Source organism: Burkholderia sp. AU44665 (genome assembly GCF_030504405.1).
In the GTDB taxonomy this organism is placed as follows: domain Bacteria; phylum Pseudomonadota; class Gammaproteobacteria; order Burkholderiales; family Burkholderiaceae; genus Burkholderia; species Burkholderia semiarida.
The window spans coordinates 33,026-50,473 of the sequence record NZ_JAUJRI010000001.1 but is presented as its reverse complement, the minus strand read 5'-3'; the positions used below and the strand labels follow the sequence as shown (position 1 = coordinate 50,473).

At 66.7% G+C, this 17,448-nt stretch carries 12 protein-coding genes, 1 tRNA gene and 1 pseudogene; 9 read left to right on the top strand and 5 right to left on the bottom strand.

Translation table 11 applies throughout. The annotated features are described in order from the left end of the window. Positions 1–19 precede the first annotated feature (19 nt). Complete coding sequence (locus tag QZM15_RS00230; RefSeq protein WP_302105545.1) at positions 20–631, top strand: ankyrin repeat domain-containing protein; 612 nt, start codon at positions 20–22, stop codon at positions 629–631. A gap of 12 nt (positions 632–643) precedes the next feature. Here QZM15_RS00230 and QZM15_RS00225 read toward each other — a convergent pair whose 3' ends face one another. Further along, positions 644–934 carry a hypothetical protein gene (locus QZM15_RS00225; RefSeq protein WP_302105544.1) on the bottom strand — a complete coding sequence of 97 codons (291 nt, stop codon included), beginning with the start codon at positions 932–934 and terminating at the stop codon, positions 644–646. Positions 935–1,032: 98 nt separating this feature from the next. On the opposite strand from QZM15_RS00225, the gene QZM15_RS00220 reads away from it, so the two are divergent. The 8 genes and pseudogenes from QZM15_RS00220 to QZM15_RS33950 all read left to right on the top strand — a co-directional run. After that, the gene (locus tag QZM15_RS00220) at positions 1,033–2,193 is read left to right on the top strand and encodes an efflux RND transporter periplasmic adaptor subunit (protein WP_302105543.1); all 1,161 of its coding nucleotides are present in this window, start codon (positions 1,033–1,035) and stop codon (positions 2,191–2,193) included. Positions 2,194–2,213: 20 nt separating this feature from the next. Beyond that, positions 2,214–5,357 (top strand): multidrug efflux RND transporter permease subunit, encoded by a 3,144-nt coding sequence (locus tag QZM15_RS00215; protein ID WP_104012873.1) that lies wholly within the window; start codon positions 2,214–2,216, stop codon positions 5,355–5,357. Between the two features lie 4 nt (positions 5,358–5,361). Beyond that, complete coding sequence (locus tag QZM15_RS00210) at positions 5,362–6,798, top strand: efflux transporter outer membrane subunit (RefSeq protein ID WP_059582898.1); 1,437 nt, start codon at positions 5,362–5,364, stop codon at positions 6,796–6,798. A gap of 100 nt (positions 6,799–6,898) precedes the next feature. Continuing rightward, positions 6,899–7,591 (top strand): response regulator, encoded by a 693-nt coding sequence (locus tag QZM15_RS00205; protein WP_124860682.1) that lies wholly within the window; start codon positions 6,899–6,901, stop codon positions 7,589–7,591. Further along, positions 7,588–8,256, top strand: a complete 669-nt coding sequence (locus QZM15_RS00200) for a histidine kinase (protein ID WP_302105542.1) — start codon at positions 7,588–7,590, stop codon at positions 8,254–8,256. Before QZM15_RS00205 ends, QZM15_RS00200 begins: the two co-directional genes overlap by 4 nt. Further along, positions 8,207–8,731, top strand: coding sequence for a hypothetical protein (locus QZM15_RS00195; protein WP_302105541.1), 525 nt, complete (start codon positions 8,207–8,209; stop codon positions 8,729–8,731). The genes QZM15_RS00200 and QZM15_RS00195 overlap by 50 nt, the downstream gene beginning before the upstream one ends. Positions 8,732–8,852: 121 nt before the next feature. Then, entirely contained in the window at positions 8,853–10,685 is a 1,833-nt protein-coding gene (locus QZM15_RS00190; RefSeq protein ID WP_059582906.1) for a protease pro-enzyme activation domain-containing protein, read from the top strand. Between the two features lie 122 nt (positions 10,686–10,807). Further along, positions 10,808–10,992 (top strand): annotated as a pseudogene (locus QZM15_RS33950) (PLP-dependent aminotransferase family protein); the annotation flags it as partial. Between the two features lie 7 nt (positions 10,993–10,999). Here the strand turns inward: QZM15_RS33950 and QZM15_RS00185 are convergent. The 4 genes from QZM15_RS00185 to dnaG form a co-directional block, all read right to left on the bottom strand. After that, positions 11,000–12,550: a phospholipase D family protein gene (locus QZM15_RS00185; RefSeq protein WP_302105540.1), complete on the bottom strand. Its 1,551-nt coding sequence runs from the start codon at positions 12,548–12,550 to the stop codon at positions 11,000–11,002. 246 nt (positions 12,551–12,796) lie between these two features. Beyond that, a tRNA-Ile gene (locus QZM15_RS00180) sits at positions 12,797–12,875 on the bottom strand. A 138-nt stretch (positions 12,876–13,013) separates the two neighbouring features. Further along, complete coding sequence (gene rpoD, locus QZM15_RS00175; RefSeq protein WP_302105539.1) at positions 13,014–15,431, bottom strand: RNA polymerase sigma factor RpoD; 2,418 nt, start codon at positions 15,429–15,431, stop codon at positions 13,014–13,016. Between the two features lie 88 nt (positions 15,432–15,519). Beyond that, a complete protein-coding gene (gene dnaG / locus QZM15_RS00170) occupies positions 15,520–17,397 on the bottom strand; it encodes a DNA primase (protein ID WP_059639132.1) in 1,878 nt (625 codons plus the stop codon). Positions 17,398–17,448 lie beyond the last annotated feature (51 nt).

The window sequence follows — 17,448 nt, the reverse complement described above, 5'->3', positions numbered from 1 at the left end:
ACCTCATCAGGACTTCCCCATGCGATCCGAACGCTTCCCCCATGCGATCCGCGCGGCCGCGGCGGCGCTCGCGCTCGCCGCACTCGCCGGCTGCGCGCACCTGCCCGACCAGCCGGCGTACGGCAAGGCCGATCCCGCCGCGCTGCGTCGCTATGACGACGACTGGTTCGACGCCGCGCGCGTCGGCCGCGTCGATATCCTGCGCGCGTTGCACGACGCCGGCTATCCGGTCGACGCGACCGACAGCCACGGCTATACGGCCGTGATCCTCGCGTCGTACGACGGCCAGCCCGCGGCGCTCGACTACCTGTTGTCGGCCGGCGCCGACGCGTGCGTCGGCGATCGTCACGGCAACACCGCACTGATGGGCGCGCTGTTCAGGAACGAGCGCGACATCGCGCGGCGCCTGATCGACACGCGCTGCTCGATCGACCAGACCAACGGCGCCGGCGAAACCGCGCTGGGCTTCGCGACGCTGTTCAACCGCTTCGAGCTGATTCCGCTGCTCGTCGCGCATGGCGCGAATCCGAACCATGTCGACCGGCGCGGCCAGTCGCTGCTTCAGCTCGCGCTGACGCACGACAACACGTACGCCGCGGACGCGCTGCGGGAAGCCGGCGCCAGACCGTAGCGCGACGGCGCGTCAAATGGCGCGCCCCATTCTCTGCCCCCCGCCCGCTTCGCCATCGCGCGACGCCGGCGCCGCGTCGCGCACGTGCGCGCCCAGCGGTCGCGTCATCGCCCGCCAGCGCGCACGCGCCGCGTCGTCGGGCGGTTCGCCCGGCGACCCTGCCGGCTCGATCTTTAAACATCGGCGCGAGCCGACGCCCGCATCGCGCCGAAACATCACGCGCATGACACCGCGCGGCATCCCGTTCGTCCGAGCATTCCGCTTCGGCTCCCCCTGCTTTTCGGCGTCTTTCGCCGCCTCCATCGAATCTCCATCTTTCCGCATAAAAGCCGCCAACTACTCCAAGCACACTCCGCCCCGTCAAAGCAGGCAGTGGGCTGCCTGCGCTTCCTGGAGTCGTTATGAACAATCAGAACCGATGCTGCCACGGCGCCGTATGTGTGCTGGTGGCGGCGATGCTGGCCGGCTGCGGGCCGTCCGAACAGCAGGCCGCCGCGCCGGCCACCCCGGTGGCGGCCATGACCGTGGCCGCCACGCGCGTCGACGTGACCGAAGATCTGCCCGGCCGCGTCGCGGCCGTGCGGGTGGCCGAGATCCGGCCGCAGGTGAGCGGCATCGTGCAACGCCGGCTGTTCGAGCAGGGCACCGAAGTACGCCAGGGCCAGCCGCTGTTCCAGATCAATCCGGCGCCGTTCAAGGCCGAGATGGATACGGCCGCCGCCTCGCTGCTGCGGGCGCAGGCCGCGCTCGAACGCGCGAAGGTCCAGACCGCGCGCTTCAAGCCGCTCGTCGAAGCCGATGCGATCAGCCGCCAGGTGTATGACGACGCCGTATCGCAACGCGACCAGGCCGCGGCCGACGTCGCGCAGGCCCGCGCGACGCTCGCGCGCCGCCAGCTCGATCTGAAATTCGCGACCGTGGAAGCGCCGATCGCCGGCCGCATCGACCAGGCGCTCGTGACGGAAGGCGCGCTGGTGTCGAGCGGCGACAGCCAGCCGATGGCGCGCATCCAGCAAATCGACCAGGTCTATGTGGACGTGCGCCAGCCGGCCGCGTCGCTCGAAGCGCTGCGCGGCGCGCTCGCGTCGCAGCCGCAAGCGTCGGACGGCAACGGCCTGCCGGTCGACGTACTGCGCGACGACGACACGCGTTACGACGTAAAGGGCCGCATGCTGTTCTCGGGCGTCAACGTCGATCCGGGCACCGGCGACGTGCTGCTGCGCGTGCTGGTCGACAACCCGAAACGCCAACTGCTGCCGGGCATGTACGTGCGTGCCCGCATCCCGCGCGCGCACTACGCCAACGCGGTGATGGTGCCGCAACAGGCCGTCGTGCGCGCCGGCGGCAAGCCGCAGGTGTGGGTGCTCGACGCGAAAGGGCACGCGCATCTGAAGGCCGTCGAAATCGGCGAGCTCGCGAACCGCCACTACCGCATCAAGTCGGGCCTGCAGGCCGGCCAGAAGATCGTCGTCGAGGGCATGGAACGCCTGACCGATGGCGCGCCGGCCGCCGCGACCGACTGGAAGTCGCCTGACGCGGCCGCCGCCGCGTCCGCGCACTGAGTCACGAGGAGCCTCCAGCCATGGCTGAATTCTTCATCCGCCGCCCGGTGTTCGCGTGGGTGATCGCCCTCTTCATCATCCTGATGGGGGTGATCGCGATCCCGCAACTGCCGGTCGCGCGCTACCCGTCGGTCGCGCCGCCGTCCGTCACGATCACCGCGAACTACCCGGGCGCCACGCCGCAGACGATGAACGACGGCGTACTGAGCCTCATCGAGCGCGAACTGTCCGGCGTCAAGAACCTGCTGTATTTCGAATCGTCGGCCGATACGTCCGGCTCGGCGCAGATCACCGTGACGTTCAAGCCCGGCACGGATCCGGCGCTGGCGCAGGTCGACGTGCAGAACAAGATCAAGTCGATCGAGCCGCGCCTACCTGCCGCCGTGCGCCAGAACGGGCTGATCGTCGAATCCGCGTCGTCCGGCTTCCTGATGCTGATCGGCCTGCGCTCCGACAACGGCCGCTTCGACGAAGGCGCGCTCGCCGACTACATGGCGCGCAGCGTGTCCGAGGAGCTGCGGCGCATCGACGGCGTCGGGCGCGTGCTGCAGTTCGGCTCCGAGCGCGCGATGCGCATCTGGGTCGATCCGCAGAAGCTGATCAATTTCGGCCTGTCGATGAACGACCTGACGACCGCGATCGGCCAGCAGAACGTGCAGATCGCGCCGGGCAGCCTCGGTGCGCTGCCCGCGCTGCCGGGCCAGCGCGTGACCGTGCCGCTCACCGCGCAGGGTCAGCTCACGACGCCGGAAGAATTCGCGAAGGTCGTGCTGCGCGCGAACGCGGACGGCTCGAAGGTCGTGCTCGGCGACGTCGCGCGCGTCGAACTCGGCTCGCAGAACTACATGTTCGTGAGCCGCGAGAACAACAAGCCGGCCACCCTCGCCGGCGTGCAGCTCGCACCGGGCGCCAATGCCGTGAAGACGGCTGACGCGATCCGCACGCGCATGGCCGAACTGAGCAAGTCGATGCCGTCGGGCATGCGCTACTCGATCCCGCTCGACACGTCGCCGTTCGTGAAGATCTCGATCGAGAAAGTGCTGGCCACACTGTTCGAGGCGATGGTGCTCGTGTTCCTCGTGATGTACCTGTTCCTGCAGAACGTGCGCTATACGCTGATCCCGGCCATCGTCGCGCCCGTCGCGATGCTCGGCACCTTTGCGGTGATGCTGCTGGCCGGCTTCTCGATCAACGTGCTGACGATGTTCGGCATGGTGCTCGCGATCGGCATCATCGTCGACGATGCGATCGTCGTCGTCGAGAACGTCGAGCGCCTGATGGCCGAGGAAGGGCTGTCGCCAAAGGACGCGACGTCGAAGGCGATGAAGGAAATCACCGGCGCGATCGTCGGCATCACGCTGGTGCTGACCGCGGTGTTCCTGCCGATGGCGATGGCGAGCGGCTCGGTCGGCGTGATCTACAAGCAGTTCACGCTGTCGATGGCCGTGTCGATCCTGTTCTCCGCGTTGCTCGCGCTGACGCTCACGCCGGCCCTGTGCGCGACGATGCTCAAGCCGCTCGCACCGGGCCATCACGAGAAGCGCGGCTTTTTCGGCTGGTTCAACCGTCGCTTCGATCGCCTGACGAAATGGTACGAGACGCGCGTCGGCCGCCTGGTCGGCCGCACCGGCCGCGTGATGCTGGTATTCGTCGCGATCGCGGGCGCGCTGGTGTTCGGCTTCCGCAGCCTGCCGTCGTCGTTCCTGCCGGACGAGGATCAGGGCTACTTCATCACCAGCTTCCTGCTGCCCGCGGACGCTACCGCCGAGCGCACGCATGACGTGGTCAACACGCTGGAAAAACATCTTGCCTCGCGTCCGGCAATCCAGTCGAGCATTTCCGTGATCGGCTACGGCTTCTCGGGACAAGGGCCGAACGCGGCGATCAACTGGTCCGTGATGAAGGACTGGAAAAACCGCGGCGGCGCATCGACCCTCGAGGAAGGCATGCTCGCGCAACAGGCGATGGCCGGCGTGACCGAAGGCACGGTGATGAGCCTGCTGCCGCCCGCGATCGACGAACTCGGCAACAGCTCGGGCTTCTCGATGCGCCTGGAAGACCGCGCCAACCAGGGCACGGCGGCGCTCAAGGCGGCCGAAGCGAAGCTGCTCGAACTCGCCGCGCAAAGCAAGGTCGTGACCGGCGTGTACCCGGACAGCCTGCCGGCCGGCACGAGCATCCGCCTCGAGATCGACCGCGCGAAGGCGCAGGCGCTCGGCGTGTCGTTCACGACGCTCAGCGACACGCTGTCGACCGCGATGGGTTCGACCTACGTGAACGATTTCCCGAACGCGGGCCGCATGCAGCAGGTGATCATCCAGGCCGACGCGCCGGCGCGCATGCAGATCGACAACGTGATGAAGCTGTACGTGCGCAACGCGGCCGGCGGTATGGTGCCGCTGTCGGAAGTGGTGCGCCCGGTGTGGACCGACACGCCGCTGCAGATGGTGCGCTTCAAGGGCTACCCGTCCGCGCGGATTTCGGGCAACGCCGCCCCGGGCCAATCGAGCGGCGCGGCGATGGCCGAGATGGAGCGGCTTGCCGCGCAACTGCCGCCGGGCTTCGCGGTCGAGTGGACCGGCCAGTCGCTGCAGGAACGCCAGTCGGCGTCGCAGGCGCCGATGCTGATGGTGCTGTCGATGATCGTCGTGTTCCTGGTGCTCGCCGCGCTGTACGAAAGCTGGTCGATTCCGCTGTCGGTGATGCTCGTGGTGCCGCTCGGCCTGATCGGCGCGATCGGCGCGGTGCTGCTGCGCGGCTTGCCGAACGACGTGTTCTTCAAGGTGGGGATGATCACCGTGATCGGCCTGTCCGCGAAGAACGCGATCCTGATCGTCGAGTTCGCGAAGCAGTTGCGCGAGGAAGGCAAGGGCTTGATCGAGGCGGCCGTGCAGGCGTCGAAGCTGCGCCTGCGCCCGATCCTGATGACCTCGCTCGCGTTCGGCCTCGGCGTCGTGCCGCTGATGATCGCGACCGGCGCCAGCGCCGAAACGCAGCACGCGATCGGCACCGGCGTGTTCGGCGGCATGGTGACCGCCACGGTGCTGGCCATTTTCTTCGTCCCTGTTTTCTTTGTGTTCGTGATGAGCATCCAGGAGCGCATCGGCGCATGGCGGGCGTCCCGCAAGCAGCCGGCTACCCCGACTCGCGAACAGGAAGGTTGATGCCATGCGATTGCTTGTTCTTCCCCTCATCCTCGCGCTGTCGGCCTGCTCGCTCGCGCCGACGCTGGTCAAACCCGCGATGCCGGTGCCGACGGCCTACACCGCCGCCGCCGCCGCCGCCGCCGATCTCGACGCGAACGCCGCCGATCTGGGCTGGCGCACGATGTTCGGCGATCGCCGCCTGCAGCGCCTGATCGAGCTCGCGCTCGACAACAACCGCGACCTGCGCGTGGCCGCGCTGAACGTCGAGGCCGCGGAAGCGCAGTACGGCATCCAGCGCGCCGCGCGCCTGCCGTCGATCGGCGCGGGCGCGAACTTCACGCGTCAGCGTACGTCGGACGACACGCAGTCGAATCCGCCGCTGTTCGGCACGACGCAGAACCAGTACGGCGTGAACGTCGGCATCAGCGCGTTCGAGATCGACCTGTTCGGCCGCGTGAAGTCGCAGTCGGATGCCGCGTTCGCGCGCTACGTCGCGACCGATCACGGCCGCCGTGCGGTGCAGATCTCGCTCGTCGGCGGCGTGGCCGACGCGTACTTCGCGGAACGCCTCGCGCACGAGCAACGCCAGTTGTCCGAGCGCACGCTCGCCGACTGGCGGCAGTCGCTCGATCTCGCGCGCCGCCTGAAGGACGCGCATCAGGCGAGCGGCGTCGACATCGCGCAGGCCGAAGGCCAGGTCGCGAGCGCGACGGCCGATCTCGAGGCGCGCACGCGCGCCGTCGAGCAGGCGCGCAATGCGCTGCGCCTGCTGGTCGGCGCCGAGCTGCCGAAGGATCTGCCCGAGCCGCTGCCGCTTCAGCAGCAACCGGTGATGACGCAACTGCCGGCCGGCCTGCCGTCGGAGCTGCTGTTTCGTCGCCCGGATATCCAGCAGGCCGAACAAAACCTCGTCGCCGCGAATGCGGACATCGGCGCCGCGCGCGCCGCGTTCTTCCCGCGCCTGTCGCTGACGTCGTCGATCGGCTTCCTCAGCCCCGCGATGGGCAGCCTGTTCGACGGCGGCCAGCGCGTGTGGAGCTTCGCGCCGCAGGTCACGGTGCCGATCTTCCAGGGTGGCCGGCTGCGTGCCGAGCTGCGTCTTGCCGAAGTGCGCAAGTCCGGTGCGGTCGCCGAATACGAACGCGCGATTCAGGCCGCGTTCCGCGAAGTGGCCGACGGCATCGCCGGACGCGAAACCTTCGGCCGCCAGATCGAAGCGCAGACCCGCGTGGTCGGTTCGGCCGAACGCCGCACCGACCTGTCGACCCTGCGCTATCGCGCCGGCGTCGAGGGACGGCTGGAGTTGCTCGATTCGCAGCGGCAACTCTATGCGGCACGGCAAGCGCTGCTCGACCTGCGCCGCAGCGAACTGAGCAATGCCGTTGCGCTGTACAAGGCGCTCGGCGGCGGCCTGACGGACCAGGACGTCGCACCGTCGAAGCGCGTGGTGCAGAACTGAACGAACGGCGCCGTTCCGCCCGCGCGGCAGCGTGGCGGAACGGCGCGCCCCGGCCCGGCGACGGGCCGCCCCGACTGTTCGCCATCGCACGGCACACTCCATGACGAATTCCCTGATACTCATTGCAGAAGACGAGCCCGACATCGCGGACATCCTCGATGCGTACCTGAAGCACGACGGCTTTCGCACCTACCGCGTCGCCGACGGGCAAGCGGCGCTCGACATGCAACCGCGCCTGAAGCCCGACCTGATCCTGCTCGACGTGAAGATGCCGCGGAAAAACGGCTGGGACGTGCTCGCCGAGCTGCGACGGCGCGACAATACGCCCGTCGTCGTCGTCACCGCGTTCGATCGCGACCTCGACCGGCTGCAGGCGCTGCACGCCGGCGCGGACGACTACATCGTCAAGCCGTTCAACCCGGCCGAGGTCGTCGCGCGATTGCGCGCGATCCTGCGCCGGTCGGCCGCGCCGCCCGCCACGCGCATGCTGCGCGTCGGCGACCTGGAGATCGATACCGACAGCTATCTGGCCCGCGTGCGCGCGGCGGGCGCCGAGGTGCCGATCCCACTGACGCTGACGGAGTTCCGGTTGCTCGCGCACATGGCGAGATCGCCGAGCCGCGTGTTCACGCGCGGCGAGCTGCTCGATGCGTGCATGGCCGACGTGAGCGCGCTGGAGCGCACGGTCGACAGCCACATCTGCCGGCTGCGCAAGAAACTCGAACGGGCCGGCGCGCCAGGCATGCCCGAAGTGATGCGCGGCGTCGGCTACCGGCTGCGGGGCGTGCAGTGACGCTGCCGGCACGGCCCGGCCGGCAAATCGGGCGGGCGATCGGCGTCGCCGCGATCGTCGTCGTGCTGCTCGCCTGCACCGTCGCGTTCTTCGTCCATGCATTGCACGCGCCGGCCGCGTTGCCGCACGACGCGACGGCCGACGCGATGCTCCGCAATGCATTTACTTACGTGGTGCTCGCGGCGGCGCTGTCCGTCTGCCTGCTGGCCGCCGCGTTCGACCTGATCAGGCTGATCCGCCGCATGCTCGCGACGCTCGACGCGATGGCGGACACCGCCGGCCGGATCGTGGCCGGCGATCCGTCGGCGCGCGCGGTTTCCGTCGACGGCTGCCCGGCCGGCCTGTCCCGCTTCATCGAGCACTTCAACGCGATCACTCATTCAATGAAACCGGCAAATCCATCCGATGCGACGGCCACCGTCGCCACCAGCAGTCACGTCACGCACACCCAGCTCGCCGAACTCGCAACCCGGCTCGACACGATCAAGGCGCTTGCCGCCGATACGAATGCGCCCTCGCGCGACGCGCTGCTTCAGCATATCGACGCGCTGTTCCGGTTCGTCGACGATCTTCGGGTGCCGAACGACAGGCCGCAACGATTCGAGCATTTCCTCGATGACGATTGGCCGTCTAACCCGGGCCGTTTCAACACGCATCGGAAATGATCGGCGAATCGCATTCGGCATTACCTGCGTTGCGGGTTTCGAACATTACAAAATGCCGCCGATCTTTTCAAAACCATTGCGGTTAATTCGGTTTAATTTTATTTCATATAATCAAAAAAAGTTTGACACCGCGCTTTCGTTCTTGATACCGTCCGATGCAAGCAATCCGACGGTTTGCCCGCCACGCAATCGATTCCGCTCCACGTTTTTTTGCTTCCGCTGCACCGAAGTACGCGCCGCCGAACGATTCGTTCGCACGCCGGCGCGCGCGGCATCCCGATGCATTTCACTGGACGGCTGCCATTCGGCAGCGGGCCGAAGGATCGAATCAAATGAGCAGGACAACGAAGCTGTTGCTCTAGCAATCCACCCGCGCCGAATCCGGCGCGACTGCTCCGCCCCGCGGCGCAGCCTTCCCGTCATCGCGTTTTCCGTATTTCGCCCCCGGAGAAAAACCGTTTTCCGGATCGGGTGAAAGGCCCTGTCGCGTCCGTGCCATCCGCCCGCATGCGACAGAAAGCGGCGGTGCATGACCCGCACCGCTGTCGACCGTCGTTGTTCGTGCCGTTCGATGTTCAACCGGAGGGGTAATTCAAATGAATCAGGTTGCAAACAAGAAACACAAGCACATTCGCATCGTCAAACTCGCGTTCGCCGCCGCAGCAGCCGCTTCGTTCGGCATGGCGACCGCCCATGCCGCGCCCGCGGCCGGCTGGACGGAAACGCGCACTAAGGGATTCCTGCCGCTCGTGCAGCAGAACGAAGCCGGTACGGCCGGCGCGCCCGCCGCGAGCACGGCGGCCGCTGCCGCCTCTGCCATCGACATGGCGCCCGGCGAATCGGTGGACATCGTGCTCGGGCTGAACCTGCGCAACGAAGCTCAACTCGACCAGTACCTGCGGGACCTGCATACGCCCGGCTCGCCGCACTACCGGCAGTTCCTCACGCCTGCGCAATTCGCCGCGCAATATGCGCCGACCGATCAGCAGGTCGCCTCCGTCGTCGCCCACCTGCGCAAGGCAGGCTTCGTGAACATCGTCGTCGCACCCAACCGGCTGCTCGTCTCCGCATCCGGCACCGCGGGAACCGTCCAGTCCGCGTTCCGCACGACGCTCAAGCGCTTCACCCGCAACGGCCGCAGCGTCTATGCGAACACCGACGCCGCGCAAGTGCCGAACGCGATCGGCAACATCGTCGGCGCGGTACTCGGCCTGCAGAACGTCGAGCTGATGCATACGGGTGCGGGCGGCAAGCCGCAAGGCAACACCAGCAACCTGACGATCCCGGCCGGCGCGTCGGCGGTCCCGCACAACCCGACCGAATTCTCGTCGATCTATGGCGGCGACGGTACGCCGACGGCTTCGCAGACCACCGTCGGCATCATCTCCGAAGGCGACCTGTCGCAGACGGTGAGCGACCTCAATACGTTCGCCGCGAACAACGGCCTCGGCACGATCAGCAGCAGCATCGTGAAGACGGGCCCGGCCGGCAGTTCGTACACCGACACCGACGGCACCGTCGAGTGGAACCTCGACAGCCAGTCGATCGTCGGCACGGCCGGCGGCAGCGTGAAGCAGGTCGTGTTCTACACCGCGCCGTCGATGACGCTCACCGCGATCACGGCCGCGTACAACAAGGCCGTGACCGACAACGTCGCGAAGGTGATCAACGTGTCGCTCGGCGTGTGCGAATCGTCCGCGTACAGCACGGGCTCGCAGGCGACCGACGACACCATCTTCAAGCAGGCGGTCGCGCAAGGGCAAACCTTCTCGGTTTCGGCCGGCGACCACGGCGCGTACGAATGCGCGAGCGGCAAGCCGTCGCGCTCGACCTACACGGTGAGCGAGCCGGCCACGTCGCCGTACGTGATCGCGGTCGGCGGCACGACGCTGTTCACGAATACGTCGACCAATGCGTACAACAGCGAAATCGTCTGGAACGATCCGAGCTGGCAGTCGGGCACCGTGTGGTCGACCGGCGGCGGGTACAGCAAGTACGAGGCCGCGCCGGCGTGGCAGTCGTCGACGCTCACCGGCTCGACCAAGCGTGCGCTGCCCGACGTCGGCTTCGACGCCGACCTGCGCACGGGTGCGATTCTCGTCGTGAACGGGCAGACGTCCGACACGCTGTGGGGTTCGGGCTACCTGAACAACGAAGGCGGCACGAGCCTCGCCGCGCCGATCTTCACGGGCATCTGGGCGCGGCTGCAATCGGCCAACAACAATGCGCTCGGGTTCCCCGCGTCGAGCATCTACAAGTACTTCCCGACCAACGCCGCGCTGCTGCACGACGTCACGTCCGGGAACAACGGCAGCGGCACTTACGGCTACAAGGCAAAGGCCGGCTGGGATGCGACGACGGGCTTCGGCAGCGTGAACATCTCGAAGCTGAACGCGTTCATCCAGAGCACGTCGGACTTCGCGCGTTGACGCGCTGCTGACCGTTGCGGTTGCGCAAGCGCGACGTATCGTACGCAACCGCGTCTGACGACCCGCGAAGGCTGCCAAGCCTGCGCGGGTCGTCTGCATGCCGCGTCATCTCGCCTCTGCCGATCGGCACGTCGCTGAGCGTGCGGGAGAGCCCGGGCGGCATGCATGTCTGTGCGGATCTCGCGGCGACGTCCGCCGCTACGACGGCTTCGTGCTCGGCTATTCAGGGCTGAACGACGCGACGATCGAGACAGCGGCGACACAGTTCGCGAACGTCATCGAGCCGCACCGCCGCGCGCGACGCTGAGCGTCGCTCACAGTTGCGATTCGATCGGAAACAGCCCGAGGAACCAGACTTCCATCCGCCGCCCGGCAGATACCTCCGGCTCGTGATCGATCTCGGTGACCTTCCCGTCCGCATCGGTCTGAATCCACTTGAGCCGCCCGTTGCCGGCCGCGTCGGTGCTCGCCTCGACACGCCACGCGATCTGGTCGAGCCGCGCTTCCAGATCGTTGGCCACCTGCGACGCAATCGCGGGGCTCTCGCAGTAAACGCCGATCTCCGTATTGAGGTTCAGCGAACGCGGATCGAGATTCATCGACCCGATGAAGATGCTCGTGTGATCGAACACGTAGGTCTTCGCATGCAGCGACGCGCGCGACGAGCCGATGATGACCTGCTTCGAAATGCTCTTGTCGCCCGATGGCCGGCGCTCGTAGAGCCGCACGCCGGCGTGCACCAGATCGCTTCGATAGCGCCGGTAGCCGGCATGCACGGCCGCCACGTCGGTCGACGCGAGCGAATTGGTCAGCACCGTCACGCGCACGCCGCGCGCCGTGAGCGCGCGCAGCCGCTCGATCCCCTCCTTGCCCGGCACGAAATACGGCGACACGATCAGCAGGTCGTGCCTGGGCTGCAACGCGAGCGCACGCAGTTGCGGCATCAGGTGCCCGTCGCTGTCCTTCGGCGGGTGCGCGATCTTCGACGGATCGTCGTACAGCACCGTCGCATGCCCCCACGACAGCGCCGTGCCCTCTCCGTGAACGATCCGGTCGAGCCGCTGCCGTGCCTCGAGCACGTATGGATTGTCCTCCATGGCCCGCAGGTAGTCGCGCAACCGTTCGCGCTCGCGGTCGAGGCCGCCCGGCGCCGCATCGTGTCCGACGAGCGTATCGATCGGATACGCATACGGCGAATTCCAGAACGTATCGAATTCGGTCGAGATGTCCTTCACGACCGGGCCGTGAACGACGACGTCGAGATCGCCGAACTCCAGCATCGACGATGCGCCGAAGTATTCATCGCCGATATTGCGGCCGCCGACGATCGCCGCCTGGTTGTCCGCGATCATCGCCTTGTTGTGCATGCGCCGGTTGACGCGCGAGAACTCGAACACGGTGCCGATCTTCTTGAACCGGCGCGTAGCCACCGGATTGAACAGCCGGATCTCGATGTTCGGATGCGCGCTGATCTCGAGCAGCTTGCGGTCGTCCGCGTTGGTGCCGAGATCGTCGAGCAGCGCGCGCACGCGCACGCCGCGGTCCGCCGCACGGATGACCGCGTCGGCCAGTTCGTGGCCGGTCAGGTCGTCGTGCCAGATGTAGTATTGAAGGTCCAGCGAGCGGTCGGCGCGGTCGGCAAGCAGCACGCGTGCGTCCAGCGCATCGACCGGATCGGTCAGCAAATGAAAGGCGTCCTGCCCCGGGTGCGTGCGGGCCTGCTGCTGAAACGCGGCGCCCAGCCGCGTATCGTCGGTATCGGTGTACGCATGCGTCGGCGCGCGATCGGCCTGCGGCGGCAGGCTTGCGCACGCGGCAAGCATCAGCAACGACAGAATCGCACCCCACCAACGCAGCCTGATCATGATCGCCGTCCCCGCTCCCGGGTGAAATCCGTTTGTTCTGGCCGCCGGATGGAGGCGGCATCGATCGGCGGTCCCCACGTGCGCGAGTATCGCGCCGAGGCTGGCCGCGCCACAGCATACTTCGATTGCCATCGGCGCGGCAGGCCTGCGTTGTTGCCGCGCGTGCGCCCAAAGAAAAACCCGCGACGCATGACGCGATCGCGGGTTTTCGGCACACCGCGGCACAGCGCGGCGCGGCATGAAATCTGGTGGGCCCCCCGGGAGTCGAACCCGGCACCAACGAATTATGAGTTCGCTGCTCTAACCAAGCATGAGCTAGGGGCCCAGACGAGAAGCACGGCGTGCTACACGCCACCCCGGCAACGAAGCCGGGCCGGCATTGTAACAACAAAGACGACAAAGGGAACGAACGCCACCGGCATCATATGGATACCGGCGGCGTTCGTAAGAGAAACGCCGGAAATCAGTTCCCTTCGAGGAACGACTTCAGCTTGTCGGAACGGCTCGGGTGACGCAGCTTGCGCAGCGCCTTGGCCTCGATCTGACGGATCCGCTCGCGCGTGACGTCGAACTGCTTGCCGACTTCCTCGAGCGTGTGATCGGTGCTCATCTCGATACCGAAACGCATCCGCAGCACCTTCGCCTCGCGCGGCGTCAGCGAATCGAGCACGTCCTTCACGACGTCGCGCATGCTGGCATGCAGCGCGGCATCCGCCGGCGCGACCGTGTTGGTGTCCTCGATGAAGTCGCCGAGATGGGAATCGTCGTCGTCACCGATCGGCGTTTCCATCGAGATCGGCTCCTTCGCGATCTTCATGATCTTGCGGATCTTGTCTTCCGGCATCTCCATCTTCTCGGCGAGCGTTGCCGGATCCGGCTCGAGACCGGTTTCCTGCAGGATCTGCCGCGAGATGCGGTTCATCTTGTTGATCGTTTCGATCATGTGAACCGGAATCCGGATCGTGCGCGCCTGGTCCGCGATCGAGCGCGTGATGGCCTGACGGATCCACCACGTCGCATAGGTCGAGAACTTGTAGCCGCGACGGTATTCGAACTTGTCCACCGCCTTCATCAGGCCGATGTTGCCTTCCTGGATCAGGTCGAGGAACTGCAGGCCGCGGTTCGTGTACTTCTTCGCGATCGAGATCACGAGACGCAGGTTGGCCTCGGTCATTTCGCGCTTCGCCTGGCGCGCCTTCAGTTCGCCGGCCGCCATCTGACGGTTGGTTTCCTTCAGGTCCTTCAGCGGCAGCACGACGCGCGCCTGCAGGTCGAGCAGACGCTGCTGCTGTTCGCGGATCGCCGGGACGTTACGCGACAGCACCGCGCTGTACGGATGGCCTTCCGCGGCGATCTTCTCGGCCCAGTCGAGATCCGTCTCGTTGCCCGGGAAGCGTGCGATGAATTCCGAGCGCGGCATGCCGCACTTGTCGACGACGATGTGCAGGATCTGGCGCTCGACCTGACGCACTTCGTCCACCTGCGCACGCAGCGTGTCGCACAGGCGTTCGACGGTACGCGCGGTGAAGCGGATCGTCATCAGCTCGCTCTGGATCGTTTCCTGCGCCTTCAGGTAGGCCTTCGACTTGTAGCCTTCCTTTTCGAACGCGCGGCGCATCTTGTCGAACCACTCGCTGATCTGCGAGAACTTCTCGAGCGACGCACGCTTGAGGGCTTCGAGTTGGGCGGCGTTCGCCGATGCCTGCGCGGCGCCGTCGTCTTCCTCCTCTTCCTCTTCTTCCTCTTCCTCTTCGGCTTCCTCGTCCTCGTTCTCGATGGCTTCCGCTTCCTTCGCGGAGAAGCCGTCCGTATCGGCGGCATCCGCGGCGTTCGGATCGAGCAGGCCGTCGACGAGCTCGTCGACGCGGATCTCTTCGTTCGCGACGCGTTCGGCCATCGCGAGGATGTCGGCGATCGTCGTCGGGCATGCGGAGATCGCCATCACCATGTGGCGTAGGCCGTCCTCGATCCGCTTCGCGATCTCGATTTCGCCTTCGCGCGTGAGCAGCTCGACCGTGCCCATCTCGCGCATGTACATCCGGACCGGATCGGTCGTGCGGCCGAATTCCGAATCGACGGTGGACAGCGCGACTTCCGCTTCCTCCTCGACTTCATCGTCCGACGACGCGGCCGGCGCGTTGTCGTTCAGGAGCAGCGTTTCCGCGTCCGGCGCCTGCTCGTAAACCGCCACGCCCATGTCGTTGAACGTGCCGATGATGCCCTCGAGGGCTTCGGTCTCGGTGAAGTTGTCCGGCAGGTGGTCGTTGATTTCGGCGTACGTGAGGAAGCCGCGCTCCTTGCCGAGCTTGATCAGCGCGCGCAGTTTCACGCGGCGCTCTTCGAGCTCCTCCGCCGTGCCCGGCGTGCTCGTCGCGAACGCTTCCTTCAGCAGCGCCTTTTCCTTGGCGCGACGATCACGCACCTTGGACTTGCCCGGTGCAGCCGCGGCTGCGGGCTGCTCGTCGCTCTGATTTGCGTCGTCTTCGACGGATACTTCGTTCAGCTTTTTGGTCATGGAGTTCGCCGTACCGGCTATATCGACTCGCGGCTGCTGGACGACAGCCGGTTGAACCGTGGGTGCATGAGTAGTACGTACTGCCGTTTCGTCCGCGGCGGCAGTCGTGTCCCTTGCGCTTTTCGCACTTGCCCGCTTCGCCGCCGGCTTGGCCGGCCCGGAGTCGGGTCTGGCGGCAGCCCGTGTTCTGGCTGCCGGTGCCGGCGCAGCCTGAGCGGTGCCGGCCGCGGTTTTCTTTCCTGCAGGGGCTGACGTGGCTGAAGACGTTGTCCTGGTGGAAGAAGCAGACTTGGCCGCTGTGACCTTCTTGGTCGGCTCCGTCGAGCCCTTGCCTGTTGCTTTCTTTCCGCCTGTCGTCTTTGCCATCGCGATTCTCGCCTCTGCTTGGAAAACAAACCGCTGGAAACCTTATATTATAGCACGCTGGGGAGCCCTCTCTAAGCGCCCCGGCCGCCTACAGCCCGAGCCGACGCTTCATGTCGGTTCGCTGCTGGTTCAATTCCGTCAATTCGGCCAACTCCTCGGGGGTGAAGGTGGATTGCCGCGCCAGCCTGTCCAGCCGGTCGCAGCAGGCGTCATAACGCATCTTGAGCACCGCTGCCTGCAGCTCCTCCCCCGCGATCCGCTCCTGCTCGCGTTGCCGCTCGAGCACCGTCTCGTCTTCCGGGTTCTGTAACAGCAGATCGCGGACGTTTTCATCATAGTCCAGAATTTCGCGGAAGATTTCCTCGTAAGTCGCCCCGTTCGAGGACGCCCTCAGGACATCCGACAGCAGCCGGAACTCCGCGCCGTCGCCCAGCGCACGCGCATGATCGACGACTTCCGCGAACAATTCGCCGATGCGCGGCAGCGCGCGCAGGGTCGCGATCTGTTCGTCGTCGAGCTGCGATGCGATGCGCGGATGCATCACGAGTGTGCGCAACGCGCGCTTTTCGCTGTCCGTCACGCGTCGCCGCTCGCTGCGCGCGGGCGCCTGGCGCGGCGCCGCCGCGATGCGCGTATCGACTTCCGACAGCCCCGCGACTTCCTCGAACGGGATATCGAGGCGGTCGGCAAACATGTGCATGATCTGCGCGCGCAATGCATTCGCGGGCAGCGCCTGCAACAGCGGCTTCGCATCGAACAGCGCCTTCGCGCGGCCTTCCGGCTGATCGAGCGCCTTGCCGGCAATTGCTTCGTTCAACAGAAATTGCGACAGCGGCATCGCGCGTTCGACCTGCTCGGAGAACGCATCCGCGCCGAACTCGCGCACATAGCTGTCCGGATCGTGCTCGGGCGGAAGAAAAAGGAACCGGATCGTCCGGTTGTCGCCCGCATGCGGCAGGCAGGCCTCGAGCGCGCGCCGGGCCGCGCGCCGCCCGGCCGAATCGCCGTCGAAACTGAAAATGACCGTGTCGGTCTGGCGCAGCAGCTTCTGCACGTGAATCGGCGTGCACGCGGTGCCTAGCGTCGCGACCGCGTTCGGAAAGCCGAGCTGCGCGAGCGCGACGACGTCCATGTAGCCCTCGACGACCAGCACGTACTTGCGCTCGCGAATCGCGAGCCGCGCCTCGAACAGCCCGTACAGCTCGCTGCCCTTGTTGAACAGCGGCGTTTCCGGCGAGTTCAGGTACTTCGGTTCGCCGCTGCCGAGCACGCGGCCGCCGAAACCGATCACCTGCCCCTTCACGTTGCGGATCGGGAACATGATCCGCTCGCGGAACCGGTCGTAGCGGCGCGCGACGCCCTGCGCGTCGGTTTTCTCGCTGACGATCACGAGCCCCGCTTCGACCAGCGACTCGTCGCGATAATCCGGGAACGCGGCCTCGAGGTTCTGCCAGCCGTCCGGCGCATAGCCGAGACCGAAGCGCGCGGCGATCTCACCGGTCAGACCCCGGTTCTTCAGATACTGGATCGCGACCGTCGCGCCGCGCAACTGCTTGCGGTAGTAGTCGCACGCCGCCGTCATCGCGTCGGACAGCGCGGTCGCCACCGATTTCGACACGGGCGCCGGATAGTCGCCGCCACCGCCTCCGCCCCCACCGCCGCCGCGCATCGACGGCTCGTGCGGCACGGTCAGCCCGACGGATTGCGCGAGTTCCTGCACGGCTTCCGGGAACGTGAGCCCCGCGTGCTCCATCAGGAAGCCGATCGCCGTGCCGTGCGCGCCGCAACCGAAGCAGTGATAGAACTGCTTGGTCGGGCTGACGGTAAACGACGGGCTCTTCTCGTTATGGAACGGGCACAGCCCCATGAAGTTGGCGCCGCCCTTCTTGAGCTGCACGTACCGGCCCACCACGTCGACGATATCGACGCGGTTCAGCAAATCCTGCAGGAACGAATGCGGAATCACCGTGGGATCGAGCGAAAAAGGACGATACGACGCCCGGCGCACGCATCGCTG

Bases quoted from the DNA above. Each gene is read 5' to 3' on its own strand.
- QZM15_RS00230 (WP_302105545.1), top strand. From the start codon at position 20: ATGCGATCCGAACGCTTCCCCCATGCGATCCGCGCGGCCGCGGCGGCG.
- QZM15_RS00225 (WP_302105544.1), bottom strand. From the start codon at position 934: ATGGAGGCGGCGAAAGACGCCGAAAAGCAGGGGGAGCCGAAGCGGAAT.
- QZM15_RS00220 (WP_302105543.1), top strand. From the start codon at position 1,033: ATGAACAATCAGAACCGATGCTGCCACGGCGCCGTATGTGTGCTGGTG.
- QZM15_RS00215 (WP_104012873.1), top strand. From the start codon at position 2,214: ATGGCTGAATTCTTCATCCGCCGCCCGGTGTTCGCGTGGGTGATCGCC.
- QZM15_RS00210 (WP_059582898.1), top strand. From the start codon at position 5,362: ATGCGATTGCTTGTTCTTCCCCTCATCCTCGCGCTGTCGGCCTGCTCG.
- QZM15_RS00205 (WP_124860682.1), top strand. From the start codon at position 6,899: ATGACGAATTCCCTGATACTCATTGCAGAAGACGAGCCCGACATCGCG.
- QZM15_RS00195 (WP_302105541.1), top strand. From the start codon at position 8,207: ATGACGATTGGCCGTCTAACCCGGGCCGTTTCAACACGCATCGGAAAT.
- QZM15_RS00190 (WP_059582906.1), top strand. From the start codon at position 8,853: ATGAATCAGGTTGCAAACAAGAAACACAAGCACATTCGCATCGTCAAA.
- QZM15_RS00185 (WP_302105540.1), bottom strand. From the start codon at position 12,550: ATGATCAGGCTGCGTTGGTGGGGTGCGATTCTGTCGTTGCTGATGCTT.
- rpoD (WP_302105539.1), bottom strand. From the start codon at position 15,431: ATGGCAAAGACGACAGGCGGAAAGAAAGCAACAGGCAAGGGCTCGACG.